The 16,029-nt window shown below is 58.8% G+C and carries 16 protein-coding genes and 1 pseudogene; 12 read left to right on the top strand and 5 right to left on the bottom strand.

All coding sequences use genetic code 11. The features are described 5' to 3' along the window. Positions 1-73 precede the first annotated feature (73 nt). The 3 genes from argJ (at position 74) to LAB08_RS24330 (ending at position 3,017) form a co-directional block, all read left to right on the top strand. Complete coding sequence (gene argJ / locus LAB08_RS24340; protein ID WP_010457517.1) at positions 74-1,291, top strand: bifunctional glutamate N-acetyltransferase/amino-acid acetyltransferase ArgJ; 1,218 nt, start codon at positions 74-76, stop codon at positions 1,289-1,291. A gap of 146 nt (positions 1,292-1,437) precedes the next feature. After that, the gene (locus tag LAB08_RS24335) at positions 1,438-2,070 is read left to right on the top strand and encodes a glutathione S-transferase family protein (RefSeq protein ID WP_096509328.1); all 633 of its coding nucleotides are present in this window, start codon (positions 1,438-1,440) and stop codon (positions 2,068-2,070) included. Next, positions 2,067-3,017: a Nudix family hydrolase gene (locus tag LAB08_RS24330; RefSeq protein WP_096509329.1), complete on the top strand. Its 951-nt coding sequence runs from the start codon at positions 2,067-2,069 to the stop codon at positions 3,015-3,017. The genes LAB08_RS24335 and LAB08_RS24330 overlap by 4 nt, the downstream gene beginning before the upstream one ends. 114 nt (positions 3,018-3,131) lie before the next feature. Here LAB08_RS24330 and LAB08_RS24325 read toward each other — a convergent pair whose 3' ends face one another. From LAB08_RS24325 to LAB08_RS24315, 3 genes are read right to left on the bottom strand one after another with little or no spacing between them, the layout of a single operon-like run. Then, a complete protein-coding gene (locus LAB08_RS24325; RefSeq protein ID WP_096509330.1) occupies positions 3,132-3,713 on the bottom strand; it encodes a cob(I)yrinic acid a,c-diamide adenosyltransferase in 582 nt (193 codons plus the stop codon). Between the two features lie 3 nt (positions 3,714-3,716). After that, positions 3,717-5,753: a sensor histidine kinase gene (locus tag LAB08_RS24320; RefSeq protein ID WP_096509331.1), complete on the bottom strand. Its 2,037-nt coding sequence runs from the start codon at positions 5,751-5,753 to the stop codon at positions 3,717-3,719. Positions 5,754-5,798: 45 nt separating this feature from the next. Continuing rightward, positions 5,799-6,716 carry a putative 2-dehydropantoate 2-reductase gene (locus LAB08_RS24315; protein WP_096509332.1) on the bottom strand — a complete coding sequence of 306 codons (918 nt, stop codon included), beginning with the start codon at positions 6,714-6,716 and terminating at the stop codon, positions 5,799-5,801. A gap of 134 nt (positions 6,717-6,850) precedes the next feature. Here LAB08_RS24315 and LAB08_RS24310 point away from each other — a divergent pair, with 134 nt between their 5' ends. Next, complete coding sequence (locus tag LAB08_RS24310; RefSeq protein WP_096509333.1) at positions 6,851-7,336, top strand: YajQ family cyclic di-GMP-binding protein; 486 nt, start codon at positions 6,851-6,853, stop codon at positions 7,334-7,336. Positions 7,337-7,470: 134 nt separating this feature from the next. Then, positions 7,471-8,313, top strand: coding sequence for a mechanosensitive ion channel family protein (locus LAB08_RS24305; protein ID WP_096509334.1), 843 nt, complete (start codon positions 7,471-7,473; stop codon positions 8,311-8,313). A gap of 63 nt (positions 8,314-8,376) precedes the next feature. Here the strand turns inward: LAB08_RS24305 and LAB08_RS24300 are convergent, their stop codons facing one another. Further along, entirely contained in the window at positions 8,377-9,708 is a 1,332-nt protein-coding gene (locus tag LAB08_RS24300; protein WP_096509335.1) for an OprD family porin, read from the bottom strand. A gap of 916 nt (positions 9,709-10,624) precedes the next feature. Here LAB08_RS24300 and LAB08_RS24295 point away from each other — a divergent pair. Next, positions 10,625-11,050, top strand: coding sequence for an HIT family protein (locus LAB08_RS24295; RefSeq protein WP_096509336.1), 426 nt, complete (start codon positions 10,625-10,627; stop codon positions 11,048-11,050). Between the two features lie 3 nt (positions 11,051-11,053). Then, positions 11,054-11,260 (top strand): SlyX family protein, encoded by a 207-nt coding sequence (locus LAB08_RS24290; protein ID WP_096509337.1) that lies wholly within the window; start codon positions 11,054-11,056, stop codon positions 11,258-11,260. Between the two features lie 61 nt (positions 11,261-11,321). Here the strand turns inward: LAB08_RS24290 and LAB08_RS30565 are convergent, their stop codons facing one another. Then, the gene (locus LAB08_RS30565) at positions 11,322-11,924 is read right to left on the bottom strand and encodes a cold-shock protein (protein ID WP_096509338.1); all 603 of its coding nucleotides are present in this window, start codon (positions 11,922-11,924) and stop codon (positions 11,322-11,324) included. A 273-nt stretch (positions 11,925-12,197) separates the two neighbouring features. Here LAB08_RS30565 and LAB08_RS30460 point away from each other — a divergent pair. The 5 genes and pseudogenes from LAB08_RS30460 to LAB08_RS24265 all read left to right on the top strand — a co-directional run. Beyond that, a pseudogene (locus tag LAB08_RS30460) lies at positions 12,198-12,290 on the top strand (DNA starvation/stationary phase protection protein); the annotation flags it as partial. Between the two features lie 257 nt (positions 12,291-12,547). Then, the gene (locus LAB08_RS24280) at positions 12,548-12,898 is read left to right on the top strand and encodes a ribbon-helix-helix domain-containing protein (RefSeq protein WP_096509339.1); all 351 of its coding nucleotides are present in this window, start codon (positions 12,548-12,550) and stop codon (positions 12,896-12,898) included. A 123-nt stretch (positions 12,899-13,021) separates the two neighbouring features. Further along, positions 13,022-13,243: an FmdB family zinc ribbon protein gene (locus LAB08_RS24275; RefSeq protein ID WP_096515216.1), complete on the top strand. Its 222-nt coding sequence runs from the start codon at positions 13,022-13,024 to the stop codon at positions 13,241-13,243. Between the two features lie 123 nt (positions 13,244-13,366). Beyond that, positions 13,367-15,142: an aspartate--tRNA ligase gene (gene aspS, locus LAB08_RS24270; RefSeq protein ID WP_096509340.1), complete on the top strand. Its 1,776-nt coding sequence runs from the start codon at positions 13,367-13,369 to the stop codon at positions 15,140-15,142. A 124-nt stretch (positions 15,143-15,266) separates the two neighbouring features. Then, positions 15,267-16,013, top strand: a complete 747-nt coding sequence (locus LAB08_RS24265) for a YebC/PmpR family DNA-binding transcriptional regulator (RefSeq protein WP_096509341.1) — start codon at positions 15,267-15,269, stop codon at positions 16,011-16,013. The last annotated feature ends 16 nt before the right edge of the window (positions 16,014-16,029 follow it).

The raw sequence follows: 16,029 nt of genomic DNA, 5'->3' as shown, positions 1-16,029 counted from the left end.
TCGCGGCGTTTTACCATTCAAACCACCGCTCTTGCTGAAGCGGTGCAGACATCATCTATAAAGGAGCGCATTCATGGCTGTTGGTCTTGGTCCTTTGCCAACGTTGCACCCGGTTGCCGGTTTTGAACTCGGTATCGCCTCGGCCGGTATCAAGCGCCCGGGGCGCAAGGATGTCGTGGTCATGCGTTGCGCCGAAGGTTCCACAGTGGCTGGCGTGTTCACCCTGAACGCCTTTTGCGCCGCTCCCGTGATCCTGGCCAAGCAGCGTGTGCAAGGCCCGGTGCGTTACCTGCTGACCAACACCGGCAATGCCAACGCCGGTACCGGCGAGCCAGGCCTGGCCGCCGCCGAGCGCACCTGCGCCAAACTGGCTGAGCTGACCGGCGTGGACGCCAGCCTGGTGCTGCCGTACTCCACGGGTGTTATCGGCGAGCCGCTGCCGGTCGAGAAAATCGAAGGCGCGCTGCAAGCGGCCCTCGACGACCTGTCGGTCAACAACTGGGAAGCGGCCGCCACTGGCATCATGACCACCGACACCCTGCCCAAGGGCGCCAGCCGCCAGTTCCAGCATGACGGCGTGACCATCACCGTCACCGGTATCAGCAAGGGCGCGGGCATGATCCGTCCGAACATGGCGACCATGCTCGGCTACATCGCCACCGATGCCAAAGTCTCCCGCGACGTGCTGCAAAACCTGTTGCTGGACGGCGCCAACAAGTCGTTCAACCGCATCACCATTGACGGCGACACCTCGACCAACGACTGCTGCATGCTGATCGCCACCGGTCAGGCTGCCCTGCCGGAAATCACCCGTGCCGAAGGCGAGCTGTTCGCCAAGCTCAAGCAAGCGGTGTTCGAGGTGTGCATGGACGTGGCCCAGGCCATCGTTCGCGATGGCGAAGGCGCGACCAAGTTCGTCACCGTTGAAGTCAATGGCGGCGGCAATCACCAGGAGTGCCTGGACGTTGGTTACACCGTGGCCCATTCGCCGCTGATTAAGACTGCGCTGTTCGCTTCCGACCCGAACTGGGGCCGCATCCTGGCCGCCGTTGGCCGTGCCGGCGTACCGAACCTGGACGTGAGCAAGATCGATGTGTTCCTCGGCGAAGTGTGCATCGCCAGCCGTGGCGCCCGCGCCGCGACTTACACCGAAGCCCAGGGCGCGGCCGTGATGCAACAGGAAGAAATCACCATCCGTATCGAACTGGGCCGCGGCGATTGCAGCGAAACCATCTGGACCACCGACCTGTCCCACGAATACGTGAAGATCAACGCCGAGTACCGTACCTAAGACCGAGTTGACCCATTCGCGAGCAGGCTCGCTCCCACACCGGATTTGCATACACCTCAAACCACTGTGGGAGCGAGCCTGCTCGCGATGGCGATTTGTCAGTCACCCGCTAGACTGGCTTGTCCCTATATTTAAAGGTCCCGAACATGTCCTTGCACCTGATCATCGGCGACAAACTGCTTTCCTCCTGGTCCCTGCGCGGCGCCCTGGCCCTCGACCTGACCGGCGCTGCCTATACCGAAGAACTGATCAAGCTGAACCAGCCGGATACCCGCGAGCGTCTGCTCAAGCATTCGCCGACCGGCAAAGTCCCACTGTTGAAGACCGAACACGGCACCATCGCCGACTCTTTGGCGATTGCCGAGTACCTGGCGGAACAATTTCCCGACGCACAGCTGTGGCCCAAGGACATCGCGGCCCGGGCCCAGGCACGTTCGGCGTGTGCGCAGATGCACAGCGGCTTTTTCGCCATGCGCGGCAACATGCCGTTCGACCTGAGCCACGACGCACCGCTGGCGCCGGTCCCGGCGGATGTTCAGGCCGATATCGAGCGTATGTCGGCGTTGTGGGCCGAGTGCCGCGCCGCAGCCACCGAAACCGGTCCGTATCTGTTCGGTCGTGTATCGCTGGCCGACGTCTTCTTTGCACCGATTGCCGTGCGCCTGCGTACCTATCAGGTCAAGCTGTCGTCAACCGACGAAGCCTATGTTGAAACCCTCTACCAATGGCCGGCATTCAAGGCCTGGCAGAAGGCCGGACTGGAGGAAATCGAGCGGTGAAACGAGTACACGTAGCGGCTGCCGTTATCCGTGACAACAGCGGCAAGATTCTCATCGCCCGCCGTGCCGACACACAGCACCAGGGTGGTCTGTGGGAGTTTCCCGGTGGCAAGGTCGAGACCGATGAATCGGTAGAAAACGCACTGACCCGGGAGCTGCAGGAAGAACTGGGTATCACGGTCAGTGCCGCGCGCCCGTTGATCAAGGTCCGCCACGATTACCCGGACAAGCAGGTGTTGCTGGATGTCTGGGAAGTCTCGGCGTTTACTGGCGAGCCTCACGGCGCCGAAGGCCAGCCATTGGCCTGGGTGTCGGCGCGTGACCTGTCGGGTTATGAATTCCCCGAGGCCAACCGGCCAATTGTCGCGGCTGCACGCTTGCCTGAGCAGTACCTGATCACTCCCGAAGACCTGGAAACCCCGGCGTTGCTGAAGGGGATTCAGAAAGCCATCGCCGGCGGTATCAAGTTGATCCAGCTGCGCGCGCCGAACGGTTACGACCCCAAGTATCGCGATCTGGCGGTGGATGCAGTGGGCCTGTGTGCCGGCAAGGCGCAGCTGATGATCAAGGGGCCGTTCGAGTGGCTGGGTGATTTCCCGTCCGCGGGCTGGCACATCACCTCGGCACAGTTGCGCAAATACGCGGCCGCCGGTCGGCCGTTGCCCGCATCGCGCTGGTTGGCAGCGTCCTGTCATGACGCCGAGGAACTGGCGCTGGCCGAGGAGATGGGCGTGGACTTCGTGACCTTGTCGCCGGTTCAGCCGACCCTGACGCATCCGGGGGCTCAGCCATTGGGTTGGGAGCAGGCTTCGACTTTGATCGAGGGATTCAGCAAACCGGTGTTTCTGCTCGGTGGCGTTGGCCCTGCGGAAGTTCAGAAGGCTTGGGCGGCAGGTGCCCAGGGTGTGGCGGGGATTCGGGCGTTTTGGCCTGATTCTTTGGTGTAGCTAGTGATCCTTTCGCGAGCAGGCTCGCTCCCACAGTGGACCGCGTTTTTTCAGAAAAACAGCGATTAAATGTGGGAGCGAGCCTGCTCGCGAAGGCGGCTTGGCAGGCGCCGACTAAACCTCAGGTTTCGCAGCAGGCTGCCACAAAATCTCCGCAACCCCCTGGCGCCGGGCAATCACCCGCGCCACGACAAACAACAAATCCGACAACCGATTGATGTACGCCAATCCCACTCCGGCCAACGGCTCCAGCGCATTCAGATGCTGGCAGCGGCGTTCGGCGCTACGGGCCAGGCTGCGGCAGACGTGAGCCTGGGCAATCAGCAGTGAACCGCCCGGCAGAATGAAATTCTCCAGCGGCCCCAGTTCTTCATTCCACACATCGATTGCTGTTTCCAGGCGTTCGATCTCTGCGGTGTTCAATGCCTGATATTCCGGCATCGCCAGTTCGCCGCCGAGGTCGAACAGCCGATGCTGACAAGGTGCCAAGACCTCGATCACTTCCCTCAGCCCCGGATGCGCGGCGATTTCTGCCGCCAGTCCGGCCAGCAGCACACCCACCTGACTGTTCAGCGTATCGACCTCGCCGATGGCCTCGATCCGCGGGTGATCCTTGGGCACGCGGCGACCGTCGCCCAGGCCGGTTTCGCCTTTGTCGCCGGTGCGGGTGTATATCTTCGACAAGCGAAAGCCCATGGATTACCTCGATAGCTGGTTGAGTTCTTGAGAGACGACCGGGGTGCCCGCCAGGGGCAGGCGCAAGGTGAAGCAGGTGCCTTGACCCAGGGTCGATTGCACTTCCATCTGACCCTTATGGTTGTTGGTGATGATGAAGTACGACACCGACAGGCCCAATCCGGTGCCCTGGCCAATTTCCTTGGTGGTGAAAAACGGTTCGAACGTACGCTTGCGCACGCTTTCGCTCATGCCGATGCCGTTGTCCTCCACCTGGATTTCTGCCCAGGGTGGATTGAGTCGGGTGCGCAGAATGATCCGCCCCGGCTCGCGGTCGTCTTCGCGCTGGTGAATGGCCTGGGCGGCGTTTTTCAGCAGGTTGAGCAGCACCTGTTCCAGTTCGTTGGCTGTGCCAGGCACTGGGCCCAATGCAGGATCGAACTGGCGAATGATGGCCTGGCCCTTGAAGTCGAAACCGATCGCCAGGTCGAAGTCGTTGCTGGCGATTTCCACCGCTTGATCGATCAGCGCCGGCAGGTCGCACGGGGCCATTTGCCGGGTGCTGCGGCGACTGAAACTGAGCATGTGGGTAACGATTTTCGCCGCCCGGGCGCCAGCCTGTTGAATGCCATCGAGCAGTTGCGGCACTTCCCGTGCTTGCAGGTAGTCGTTGACCGTCGACAGTTCGACGCCGACCTGTTCGGCCTGTTCGAGGTTCTTCGGCAGATCGGGGGACAGCCGGCGGCGAATGTTTTGCACGTTGTGCAGGATCGCCCCCAACGGGTTGTTGATCTCGTGGGCCATGCCGGCGGCGAGGCCGCCGACCGAGAGCATTTTCTCCGACTGCACCATCATCTCTTCCAGGGACAGTCGCTGGGTGATGTCGTCGATCCGGATCACCACGCCACGTCCGGCACCGCCCATCAGTGGGTAGAAAGTCAGGGCGTAATGCCGGGGGTCATCGTCCTTGACCCAGGTGACACGCTCGATCTTGGCCACCGTGTGCTGCTCGACAGTTTGCTTCAGTTGCGGAAGAAACGGCTTGAGCGGCTCGAAGGCGAGGAAAATCGGTTGATTCAGGGCTTCGTCCAGCCGAGTGCCGGAGAGGGCGCTGGCTTCCTGGTTCCATTGCGTCACGTACAGCTGTTCGTCGAGGGCGATCAGCGCGGACGGCATGGAGTCGATGATGCTGTTGAGGTAATTCTGGAACCCGGTGAGTTTTTTCTCGATCTTGCTGCGCACCTGGACTTCGAGTTCCAGTTTGCGATTGGTGTGGCGGGTTTCTTCGGCCAGGCCCTGTGCCTGGTCAAAAGCGGCCTGGGAGTCGTCCCGCGCCCGTTTGAGTTGCTGCTCCCGGGCTTCGATGCGCGAGAGCATGGTGTTGAAGGCTTCGGCGAGGCTGCCGATCTCATCGTGGTTGCCGCGGGAGGCGCGCAGGGCATAGTTTTCTTCCCGGGTCACTTGCCGGGACAGCTCTTCGAGTTGATGGATCGGCCTTGTGATCAGACGTTTGATCTGCCGGGCGATCACCAGCCACAGCAGCACGCTGAAGATCAGGATGCCGAGACTGGCGGTCAGGGTCCCGGTATAGAACGCCATGGGCAGTTCGCTGCTGGCCACCAGCAAAAGATGCCCGGAGGCGGCGCCCGGACGGGGCAGGGTGATCACCTGATTGCTGCGAAACTCGGTGGCTTGCCAGGCTTCCATGTGCCGGTAACGCTCCGGCAGGTTCAGATGATCGCCATGTTGCAATTGCGCCAGGCGATCGCCCTTGCCGTCATACAGGGCGGCGGCACGCAGCGGTGAATAGCTGTTGAGTTCATCGAGCAGGCGCTGGGCGCTTTGCGGCGATGCCAGGGCTTCGGAGATCAGGCCCGGATTGGAGACCAGCCGGCCGATGGTTTGCAGGGCCTGGGGCGCCATGCTTTCCTGGGAGATGTAATACGCGGCACTGATAAAAGTCAGGTTGGCGACCAGCAGGACGGTGGTCAACAGCACCAACAGGGCGGCCAGCAGTTTTTGGCCGACAGGAAGGTTTTCAAGACGCTGGCGCAATGGCATCAGGTTTATCGCTACAAAGGAACAAGTGGCCAGCGTAGCCGCTGCTCAGTCGCTGGGCAATCCAAGGCTGTGCAGGCGGGCGATCAACCTGGACTCAAGCTGAGTGAGGTGCGGCAGGTTCAATTGATGGCGAGCGGCGACTTTGCAGGCATGGCCCAGCAGGTAGCTGATTTCGGTGCGGCGCCGGTGGCTGACATCCTGGTACATCGACGAGTAGTTGGCGGCGGTCGCATGGATCACCCGTTCGACTTCCTGTTGCAGGTTCTCGGCGGCAGCAGGCTGACCACAACGTTCAAGCAGTTCGGTCAGTTCGCCGCAGAGGGTGGCGACTTCACAATGATGTTCCTGCAAACCGCCATTGCGACAATCGTGCAGCACCGTCAACGGATTGATCGCGCAATTGAGCGCCAGTTTGCGCCATAGTCGGGTCAGGATATCGGTGGTCCACTCATGGGGAATGCCGGCAGCGTCCAGGTCATCCAGCCAGATCGGGGCGACGGGATGGCTGGCGTCCCCCAGCCAGGTGAACCCGTGGCCGGCAAACACCACCCGCCAGTCGCCATCGCGAAAGGCACCTTCGGTGCTGGAGGCATACATGCAGCGCGCCTGGGGTACCTGCGCCGCCACGGCGTCCTGACTGCCGAGACCGTTCTGCAACAGAATCAGTTCCGCGCCGGGGGCCAGGCGGGGTGCCAATTGCGCCACGGCGTGTTCGGCGTCGTAGGCTTTGCAGGCGACCAGCAGGCGCTGGATGGGCGCTTGGCTGTCGGCTGTTTCGGCAGGCACCGGATAATGCGGTGCTTCGCCGTGTTCGACCAGCGTCAGGCCGCCAACCGCCTCATACGCCTGCAAGCGCATGGCATCGCGCACGATCAGTCGCACCGGCACTCCGGCCCGGGCCAGGCGGGTGGCCCACAATGTGCCGAGACTGCCGGCGCCCAGGATATGCCAGGTGGTGGCCATCAGCTTTTTGCTCTGTTTAACGCGCGCATGGACGGCTCGCAGTGAATGATGGGAAAGACCCGTTATAATCAGCGCGGATTTTTACCGCAAGCCAGGCGTGCTCCATTGGTGCGCCTTTTATTTGGAGAGATTACATGCCGTCGTTCGACGTGGTATCCGAACTGGACAAACACGAAGTCACCAACGCGGTCGAGAACGCCGTCAAGGAACTCGATCGTCGCTATGACCTGAAAGGCAAAGGCAGCTTCGAGTTCAAGGAAAAGGACCTGACCGTCAACCTGACCGCTGAAGCCGATTTCCAGCTTGAAGCGATGATTGAGATCCTCAAGCTCTGCCTGGTCAAGCGCAAGATCGATGTGCAGTGCCTTGAGGTCAAGGACGCTTTTGCTTCGGGCAAGCTGATGAAGCAGGAAGCCGTGCTCAAGGAAGGTATCGACAAAGAGCTGGCCAAGAAAATCGTCGCTCACATCAAAGACGCCAAGCTCAAGGTCCAGGCCGCCATTCAGGGTGAGCAAGTGCGCGTCACCGGCAAGAAGCGTGACGATCTGCAGGAAGCCATTGCGGCACTGCGGGCCAAGGAATTCGGCATGCCGCTGCAGTTCAACAACTTCCGCGACTGACGTGGAACCTCTCGGCGTTTTCGGCGTCCGAGGCCCAAGCAACGGTAGAAACGATTGACCCCGGTGATAAGGGCTCGATCTTTTCTACCGTTTATTTTTCGCGTGCCGGATGGCCGGAAATCAGGAGAACGTAGATGGATTTGAATGCAGAAGTAGATAACCTGGTCAGGGTGTCCCAGGCCTGGATCCCGATGATCATGGAATACGGCAGCCGTGTGCTGCTGGCGGTGATCACCCTGGGCATCGGCTGGTGGCTGATCAACAAGGTCACGCAAAAGCTCGGTGGCCTGATCGCGCTGCGTAACGCCGACCTGGCGCTGCAAGGGTTTATCAGCAGCCTGGCGAACATCATTCTGAAGATCCTGCTGATCGTCAGCGTGGCGTCGATGATTGGCGTGGAAACCACTTCGTTCGTGGCGGCAATCGGTGCGGCGGGTCTGGCCATTGGCCTGGCCTTGCAGGGCAGCCTGGCGAACTTCGCCGGTGGCGTGCTGATTCTGCTGTTCCGCCCTTTCCGTATCGGTGACTGGATCGAAGCCCAGGGTGTTGCCGGCACTGTCGACAGTATCCAGATCTTCCACACCGTACTGCGCACCGGCGATAACAAAACCATCATCGTGCCAAACGGTAACCTGTCGAACGGCATCATCACCAACACCAACCGTCAGCCGACTCGCAAGGTGGTGTTTGATGTAGGCGTCGATTACGAAGCGGACTTGCAGAAGGCCCGTGAAGTGTTGTTGGAGTTGGCCAAGGATCCACGTGTATTGGCCGATCCGGCACCTCAAGCGGTGGTTTCTACGCTGGGTGACAGTTCGATCACTCTTTCGCTTCGAGTGTGGGTGAAGACGGCGGATTATTGGGATGTGATGTTCATGTTCAACGAACAATCCCGTGATCGTTTGAAAACAGCCGGTGTTGATGTCCCGTTCCCACAGCGGGTTATTCGCGTGGTTCAGGAATCCGCGGTGCAGTAAGCAACAAAAAAGGCCCATCCGAAGATGGGCCTTTTTTTATCGCAACGTACTAACTTTCGGCAATTACAGAACCGACAGCGGGTAGTCGACGATCAGACGGAACTCGTCAACGCTACCTTCGAACGCGTCGTCATGGTTGGCGCGGTGCCATGCTTGACGAATACGGAAGGACAGATCTTTAGCTGGGCCAGTTTGAACGACGTACTTGGCTTCAACGTTGGTTTCGTGGTGCTTGCCATCTTCACCGTAGAAGCCGGTGTAGGCGCTGCCCGCTGGAGTGTTGGTACCGTCGATGTCCCAACCTTTCACGTAACGGGTCATGAAGCTCAGACCAGGTACGCCGTATTCGGCCATTTTCAGGTCATAACGGACTTGTACCGATTTCTCGCCTGGGGCGTTGAAGTCAGAGTACTGGATGGAGTTGGCGAGGAAGATCGAGTCGCCACCGCGGTTGTTTTTACCCACGCCGACATAGTCGAACGGAGTATCGCCATTCACTTTCTGGAAGCCCAGGGTGACGGTGTGTGCTTTCAGGAACGAGTAAGCAGCGGCCAGCGAGTAGGCGGTGTTGTTGATTTCGCCTGCTTTAGCGCTACCGGTGTCCCGGGTGTTGTAGATGTTACCGTCGAAGTTGATCGAGTTGTCGCCACCCAGTGCCAGGGTGTAGTTCGCGTTGGCGTAGTACTGGTTCCAGATGTCTTCCAGTTTAGCGCCGTACAGCGAAACGCTCAGGTCCGGGGTGATGCCGTACTTGCCACCGAGGTAGTCGATGGAGTTGGCTTGCACGCCAGCGTAGTTAGCCCACAGGTCGCCGTTACGGGCGTTGCTGTCCTGGCTGGTCGCCGAGTAGAAGTGGCCGCCTTCGAGGTCGAGATCTTTGACTTCACTGCTCTGCAGTTGGATACCGCTGGCAGTTTGGTGAAGGATACGGGAGCCGCCAACAGCGAACACTGGAGCAGTGCTTGGCTGCATGTCGCCGACTTTCAGCTCGGTCTTGGAGATGCGGAACTTGGCGGCAGCGCCGGCTTTGCCCTGGCTGTTGTTGACTTCGCCATCATTGCCAACGGTCATGTTGCCCGAGCCGGCATATTTGTCGGAACCGTCCAGTTTAATGGCCAGTTGACCCCAAGCTTCAACGCCAACACCGATCAGACCTTGGGTGTAGCCCGAGCTGAACATGCCCTGGATCCCTTGGGTCCAGTCTCTGTCGTCGGTTGCGCCGTCTTTCTTGTTACGGTTGTAGTAGTAGTTGCGAACCAGCAAGTCCAGCTTGCTGTCTTCAACGAAACCTTTGGCTTCTGCCTGGTCGCTTACGAAAGGTGCGGCTACTGCCAACTGAGTACTGGCTGCTGCTGCAACTGCCAGTGCGATCATGCTCCACTTCATCACGCGCATCGTGATTTGCTCCTTTGGTTTTAGAAGAGTACTGCCGTCCCACCTGTTTTATTATCTGGGCGGCTCTTTCTTTTTGTGTCGGCGCAAACTTATATCACGCCGACAATGTTGGCGATACTTGCGCATCTAACCTTTCGGCATCTTTACGACCCTGTCGTAAACAGCTTGCTAGATGTCGCAAATTTACAGCCTGGATGCAACCGGGCCGACAACGTTAGTGCTGTTTTTTGGGGCTGGTGCATCGCTAAAAAGAGTCCCTGGTGAAACGTTTGAATCTCCATCGGGCTATCCTGCCACTGTTTTATTCAGTCTTGAGGCTCTCACTTCCAGCGATGCCTCATAGACGATGTGGGTGTTAATGCAACAAACGTGCACAAATCAGAAGGATTCCTGTTTTTTTTTCTGATGGGCCGCCTGACACTGTAAAAGCCTCATAAAATCGGGGGGATCATCCTGTTGGTATTTGGGCTTGACGCCATTCCTTGCATCGTGTTGACCCCTGTTGTTACCGCCGGGTGACACCCAAAAACGTTACCGCTTCACCCCGCCAGTGAGTAATTGGCGGATGTTCGAAGCAATCAGCGTAGACGCACTGTTCGGTTTTGGTGCAAAAATTTTTTAACGTTGTACTGAATTCATACAGTTCGACGTTTTTCGACGTTTGAACGAATCGTTGTCTGTCGGTCATTTAAGCGGTTTTCCAGACCATGCTGGTGCCGTATTGGTGCGTTTTGGCGGTGGTTGTCACATCTCGGGGCGGATGTGTGGCCGCTTGTCGGTCCTGTGGGTAGGCTTGAACCGTGGTTCCTCGTGAAGGCGTCTGCGTTCGCAGGTATGCTGCCTTCCTGTCGCTTGGCGCGCGATCTCTATGGATGGGCGCTAAGCTGAAAATGATGACCTGGCGGGAGTGCACGCAGTGTTCGCTTTAGATTCACGACTTCAACAAGACACCTTGCCGATCGGTGATTTCCCGCTATGTCGGTTGCTGTTGTCCAACGATTCGAACTATCCCTGGTTCATTCTGGTACCTCGTCGCGACGATATCAGCGAGATATTTCAGTTGGATGTCGCCGATCAGCAGCAGCTATGGCTGGAAACGACTGCGTTGGCAGAAACGCTCAAGGATTCGTTTGACGCAGACAAATTGAATGTCGCGGCGCTGGGTAATGTGGTCAGTCAGCTACATATGCATGTGATCGTGCGCAAAAGGGAGGATGCCGCCTGGCCGGCTCCGGTCTGGGGCAAACACCCGGCCAGGCCTTACACGGCCGAGCAGATTGCCGTGATTCGCGAGCGGCTGCGTCTGGTGTTGACCGATGACTTCACGTTTCTGGAGGGTTGAATCATGAGCCTGGAAGAACGCGTTACCGATTTGGAAAGCCAGCTGGCGTTTCAGGATGACACCATCCAGGCATTGAATGACGTGCTGGCGACGCAGCAGCGGGTCGTTGAGCGCCTGCAGTTGCAAATGGCTGCGTTGCTCAAGCGCCAGGAAGAAATGGCCGGTCAGTTCGAGTCTTTCGAAGAAGAGGCGCCACCGCCGCATTACTAATAGACAGGCATTAAAAAACCGCGAACAGCCTGGCTGTTCGCGGTTTTTTTATGGCTTCGAATCAGCGTCGCGGCAGGGCGGCGATCACATCTTCGGCTTGCAGGCCTTTGTCACGATTCATGACGGAGAACTCCACGCGCTGGCCTTCGACCAGGACGCGGTGACCTTCGCCACGAATGGCCCGGAAGTGCACGAAGATATCGTCGCCGGAGTCACGGGAAATAAAGCCGAAGCCTTTGGAAGTGTTGAACCACTTGACGGTGCCGGTATCGCGGTTGCTCATGTCATAGCTTGGCGTGGCGGTGGCCGGAGACGATTTGTAGAAGCTGATGGCCAGATGAAGAACAACGGCGATCAGGGCTGCGACCAGGCTGAACAGTACGGCAGGTTGAGCGGCAATGACAGGCATCGGTGCGAGCAGCGTCAGGATTTGCAGAACCACAGCCAGGATCAGCAACGCGCTGACGAGGTTTTGCAATTGATGGCGCGGGCCTTTGTTCCAGTTGGGGATCACTGGAGCGAGGGTGAGGTTGAGCAGGCCGAACAAGGCCAGGTACAGCGCATCGGGTTGTTGCAGGTACGGTACGGCTTCGGTTCGCAGGCTAGGGATGAAGGACAACAGCAAGGCTGCTGCGCCCATTAGCAGGTGGACGATTTTCAACATTTTGAGTAACTCACGTTAAGACGGATCACAAGGAAGAGCTGATGAGGCACGGTTCGCTTCAGAACAATAAGAGGCGTTGAGCACGTACCCGATTATCAGCCTATGCGCAGTGCCCGGAAAATATGGGCGCCAGCGACACACTGCCTATTTAACAGCAAAGCTTGTGGCTACTCAAATCAAGGAGTCCAGCGGTGCATCGGGGGCAATTTGTCGCAGGTCGAGGTGGTATCCAGGGCAGAAGCGTGGCGACAGAATTGCCAGGACCGCAAGTCCATCGTCAACAGACTTTCGTGTCTGCTGTCGGACACTTATGTGCTTTATTTGAAGACCCATAATTTTCATTGGAATGTCACCGGTTCCATGTTTGAGCTGTGAATGACGCCCTGTGGGTGCTGTTCGCGCGTTGTCCTTGTCCTCGCGAAAAACACCTGTTTATTGAGTGAATTTTCGCCAGTCAGAGTAGGGAAAGTTCGGGCGTAGGACGCTCTCCATGATCTGCCTTCAGTTGTTGGCTTCTCCTACGCAGATGGTCAAAAAGTCATCTGGATATAACTTTGCTCTCGCGGTTCTATAAGCGAACAGGCTCTTATGGAAACCAGGGATGGCAAAGGAGTGTCAACGGTATGCTTTATGAAAACAGGCGAAAGGAGGTCAGGATCGGCCCACTCAAGAACACAAGGATTGATCCGTTTGTCAGTGAGTTCGATATGGGGCTGGCTCAGCCCTTGTCCCGGTCGGTGCGCTTGAATGGCTTTGCGACTTGTTTGCGGCTTGAGCAGGTTTACTGGGACATTCTGGCTGAAATGGCCAAGGTTAATTGTTGCTCGGTCAGTGCATTGTTGTCTTACGTGGATCGCGAAGTGCATCTGCGTCATGGCGGGGTGAAGAATTTCAGTGGGCTGGTGCGGGTGGTTTGCGTCGTTCACAGCCTCAAGGAAGGCGGTTGTGTGGCCATGGCACCGTCCCGGCAGTGAAAGGGCAGCATGTCGATCTGTGCAGTCTTACGGCTGCACAGGCTGCATTTAATGGATATAATCCCGCTCTTTGCCGCAAAACCCAGCGTGCGCGGTAGCAATCTGATCGCCGAGACAACCCCCATGCCGATGTACGATTACCAATGTGCTTCCTGTGGTCATCAGTTGGAAGCCATTCAAAAGATCAGCGATGCACCGCTGGTCGACTGCCCTGCGTGCCAGGCAGCAGAGCTCAAGAAGATGTTGTCCATGCCGGGTTTCCGCCTCAGCGGTACCGGCTGGTACGAGACCGATTTCAAGACCGGATCCAAGAAGAACCTGGCTGGCGGCGACAAAGCTGACTAGGGTCCATGCTCTGGGCCGGGAGCCTTGAACTGAACCACACACGCGAGCGCTTGCATCCTCGGCCAGCCGATGTACGCAAGGTCTCCAACCGAATGACGAATTACGAGAAGTGAATCCACGACCATGATGCGCAGCCATTATTGCGGCCAACTGAACGAAAGCCTGGAAGGCCAGGAAGTTACCCTTTGCGGATGGGTCCACCGTCGCCGTGACCACGGTGGGGTGATTTTCCTCGATATCCGTGATCGTGACGGTCTGGCCCAGGTGGTGTTCGACCCGGACCGCGCTGAAACTTTCGCCGTCGCCGACCGTGTGCGCAGCGAATACGTGGTTAAAGTGACCGGCAAGGTGCGCCTGCGTCCGGCCGGCGCCACCAACGCCAACATGGCGTCGGGCATGATCGAAGTGCTGGGCTACGAGCTGGAAGTGCTGAACGAAGCGGAAACCCCGCCGTTCCCGCTCAACGACTACTCCGATGTCGGCGAAGAAACCCGCCTGCGCTATCGCTTCCTTGACCTGCGTCGTCCGGAAATGGCCGAGAAGCTGCGTCTGCGTTCGCGCATGACCACCAGCATCCGTCGCTACCTGGACGAGAACGGCTTCCTCGACGTCGAGACGCCGATCCTTACCCGTGCGACCCCGGAAGGCGCCCGCGATTACCTGGTGCCAAGCCGCACCCACGCCGGTTCGTTCTTCGCCTTGCCGCAATCGCCGCAGCTGTTCAAGCAACTGCTGATGGTGGCCGGCTTCGATCGCTACTACCAGATCGCCAAGTGCTTCCGCGACGAAGACCTGCGTGCCGACCGCCAGCCGGAATTCACCCAGATCGACATCGAGACCAGCTTCCTCAATGAAGAAGACATCATTGGCCTGACCGAAGGCATGATCCGCAACCTGTTCAAGGAAGTGCTGGGTCTGGAGTTCGGTGAGTTCCCGCACATGACCTTCGAAGAAGCCATGCGTCGTTACGGTTCGGACAAGCCGGACCTGCGTAACCCGCTGGAACTGGTTGACGTTGCCGACCAGCTCAAGGAAGTCGAATTCAAGGTGTTCAGCGGCCCGGCCAACGACCCGAAATGCCGTGTGACTGCACTGCGCGTACCGGGCGGGGCGAGCATGCCGCGCAGCAAGATCGACGACTACACCAAGTTCGTCGGCATCTACGGTGCCAAGGGCCTGGCGTACATCAAGGTCAACGAGCGTGCCAAAGGCGTCGAAGGCCTGCAGTCGCCAATCGTCAAGAACATCCCTGAAGCTGCCCTGAACGTGATCCTCGATCGCGTGGGTGCGGTCGATGGCGACATCGTGTTCTTCGGTGCAGACAAGTTCAAGATCGTCAGTGAAGCCCTGGGCGCACTGCGCATCAAGGTTGGTCACGATCTGAACCTGCTGACCTGCGAGTGGGCACCGATGTGGGTCGTCGACTTCCCGATGTTCGAAGAGAACGACGACGGCAGCTTCACTGCCTTGCACCACCCGTTCACCGCGCCGAAGTGCACGCCGGCAGAGCTGGAAGCCAATCCGGCCACCGCACTGTCCCGTGCCTACGACATGGTCCTGAACGGCACTGAACTGGGTGGCGGTTCGATCCGTATCCACCGCAAGGAGATGCAGCAGTCGGTGTTCCGTCTGTTGGGTATCAACGAAGCGGAACAGGAAGAGAAGTTTGGCTTCCTGCTCGACGCGCTGAAATACGGCGCACCGCCGCACGGTGGCCTGGCCTTCGGCCTGGACCGTCTGGTGATGCTGATGACCGGCGCCCAGTCGATCCGTGAAGTGATCGCCTTCCCGAAAACCCAGAGCGCGGCGGATGTCATGACTCAGGCGCCGGGTCAGGTGGATGCCAAGGCATTGCGCGAATTGCACATTCGTCTGCGCGAAACGCCTAAGGCCGAGTAAGGCTGACCTGAAGGGCGCATCTTCGGATGCGCCTTTTCTTTATGGATAGGGTCGATATTTTTGTTTGCCGGCTGGCGCATCATGGCGTGGCGGGCAATGTTTCAAAGAGAATTCGGAGCGAGTTATGGCAGGTCATTCCAAGTGGGCGAACATCAAGCACCGCAAAGAACGTCAGGATGCCAAAAAGGGCAAGATTTTCACCAAGTGGATTCGTGAGCTGACCGTCGCTGCCCGTCAGGGTGGTGGCGATCCAGGCTCCAACCCGCGTCTGCGCCTCGCGCTGGACAAGGCCCTCGGTGCAAACATGAGTCGTGACATCATCGACCGCGCGGTGGCCCGTGGTGCCGGTGCTGCCGATACCGACGATATGGTTGAGCTGTCCTACGAAGGTTACGGCCCTGGCGGCGTGGCGGTGATGGTCGAGTGCATGACCGACAACCGAAACCGTACCGCGGCGGCTGTCCGCCATGCGTTCAGCAAGTGTGGCGGCAACCTCGGTACCGACGGTTCTGTGGCGTACCTGTTCGAGCGCAAGGGGCAGATTTCCTTCGCGCCCGGCGTCGATGAAGATGCGTTGATGGAAGCGGCCATGGAGGCCGATGCCGATGACGTCGTGACCAACGAAGACGGGTCCATCGACGTGTTCACATCGTTTGCCGGGTTCTATTCCGTGCGTAACGCGCTGGAAGCGGCCGGGTTCAAGGGCAATGACGCGGAAATCGTCATGTTGCCGACCACCAGCGCCGAGCTGGATCTGGAAGGCGCGGAAAAAGTCCTCAAGCTGATCGACATGCTCGAAGACCTGGATGACGTGCAGAACGTCTACTCCAACGCGGATATCCCGGAGTCGGTGGCCGCCCAGCTCGGTTAGGAGTGATTACGATCCA

The sequence above is a fragment of the Pseudomonas izuensis genome (assembly GCF_002356535.2).
Taxonomy (GTDB): Bacteria; Pseudomonadota; Gammaproteobacteria; order Pseudomonadales; family Pseudomonadaceae; genus Aquipseudomonas; species Aquipseudomonas izuensis.
Note: the sequence above shows the minus strand (reverse complement) of the source record. Positions and strands in the feature narration are given on the sequence as shown.

Excerpts from the sequence above, each read along its gene's own strand:
- argJ (WP_010457517.1), top strand. The coding sequence starts at position 74 with ATGGCTGTTGGTCTTGGTCCTTTGCCAACGTTGCACCCGGTTGCCGGT.
- LAB08_RS24335 (WP_096509328.1), top strand. The coding sequence starts at position 1,438 with ATGTCCTTGCACCTGATCATCGGCGACAAACTGCTTTCCTCCTGGTCC.
- LAB08_RS24325 (WP_096509330.1), bottom strand. The coding sequence starts at position 3,713 with ATGGGCTTTCGCTTGTCGAAGATATACACCCGCACCGGCGACAAAGGC.
- LAB08_RS24320 (WP_096509331.1), bottom strand. The coding sequence starts at position 5,753 with ATGCCATTGCGCCAGCGTCTTGAAAACCTTCCTGTCGGCCAAAAACTG.
- LAB08_RS24315 (WP_096509332.1), bottom strand. The coding sequence starts at position 6,716 with ATGGCCACCACCTGGCATATCCTGGGCGCCGGCAGTCTCGGCACATTG.
- LAB08_RS24310 (WP_096509333.1), top strand. The coding sequence starts at position 6,851 with ATGCCGTCGTTCGACGTGGTATCCGAACTGGACAAACACGAAGTCACC.
- LAB08_RS24305 (WP_096509334.1), top strand. The coding sequence starts at position 7,471 with ATGGATTTGAATGCAGAAGTAGATAACCTGGTCAGGGTGTCCCAGGCC.
- LAB08_RS24300 (WP_096509335.1), bottom strand. The coding sequence starts at position 9,708 with ATGCGCGTGATGAAGTGGAGCATGATCGCACTGGCAGTTGCAGCAGCA.
- LAB08_RS24290 (WP_096509337.1), top strand. The coding sequence starts at position 11,054 with ATGAGCCTGGAAGAACGCGTTACCGATTTGGAAAGCCAGCTGGCGTTT.
- LAB08_RS30565 (WP_096509338.1), bottom strand. The coding sequence starts at position 11,924 with ATGTTGAAAATCGTCCACCTGCTAATGGGCGCAGCAGCCTTGCTGTTG.
- LAB08_RS24280 (WP_096509339.1), top strand. The coding sequence starts at position 12,548 with ATGCTTTATGAAAACAGGCGAAAGGAGGTCAGGATCGGCCCACTCAAG.
- LAB08_RS24275 (WP_096515216.1), top strand. The coding sequence starts at position 13,022 with ATGCCGATGTACGATTACCAATGTGCTTCCTGTGGTCATCAGTTGGAA.
- aspS (WP_096509340.1), top strand. The coding sequence starts at position 13,367 with ATGATGCGCAGCCATTATTGCGGCCAACTGAACGAAAGCCTGGAAGGC.
- LAB08_RS24265 (WP_096509341.1), top strand. The coding sequence starts at position 15,267 with ATGGCAGGTCATTCCAAGTGGGCGAACATCAAGCACCGCAAAGAACGT.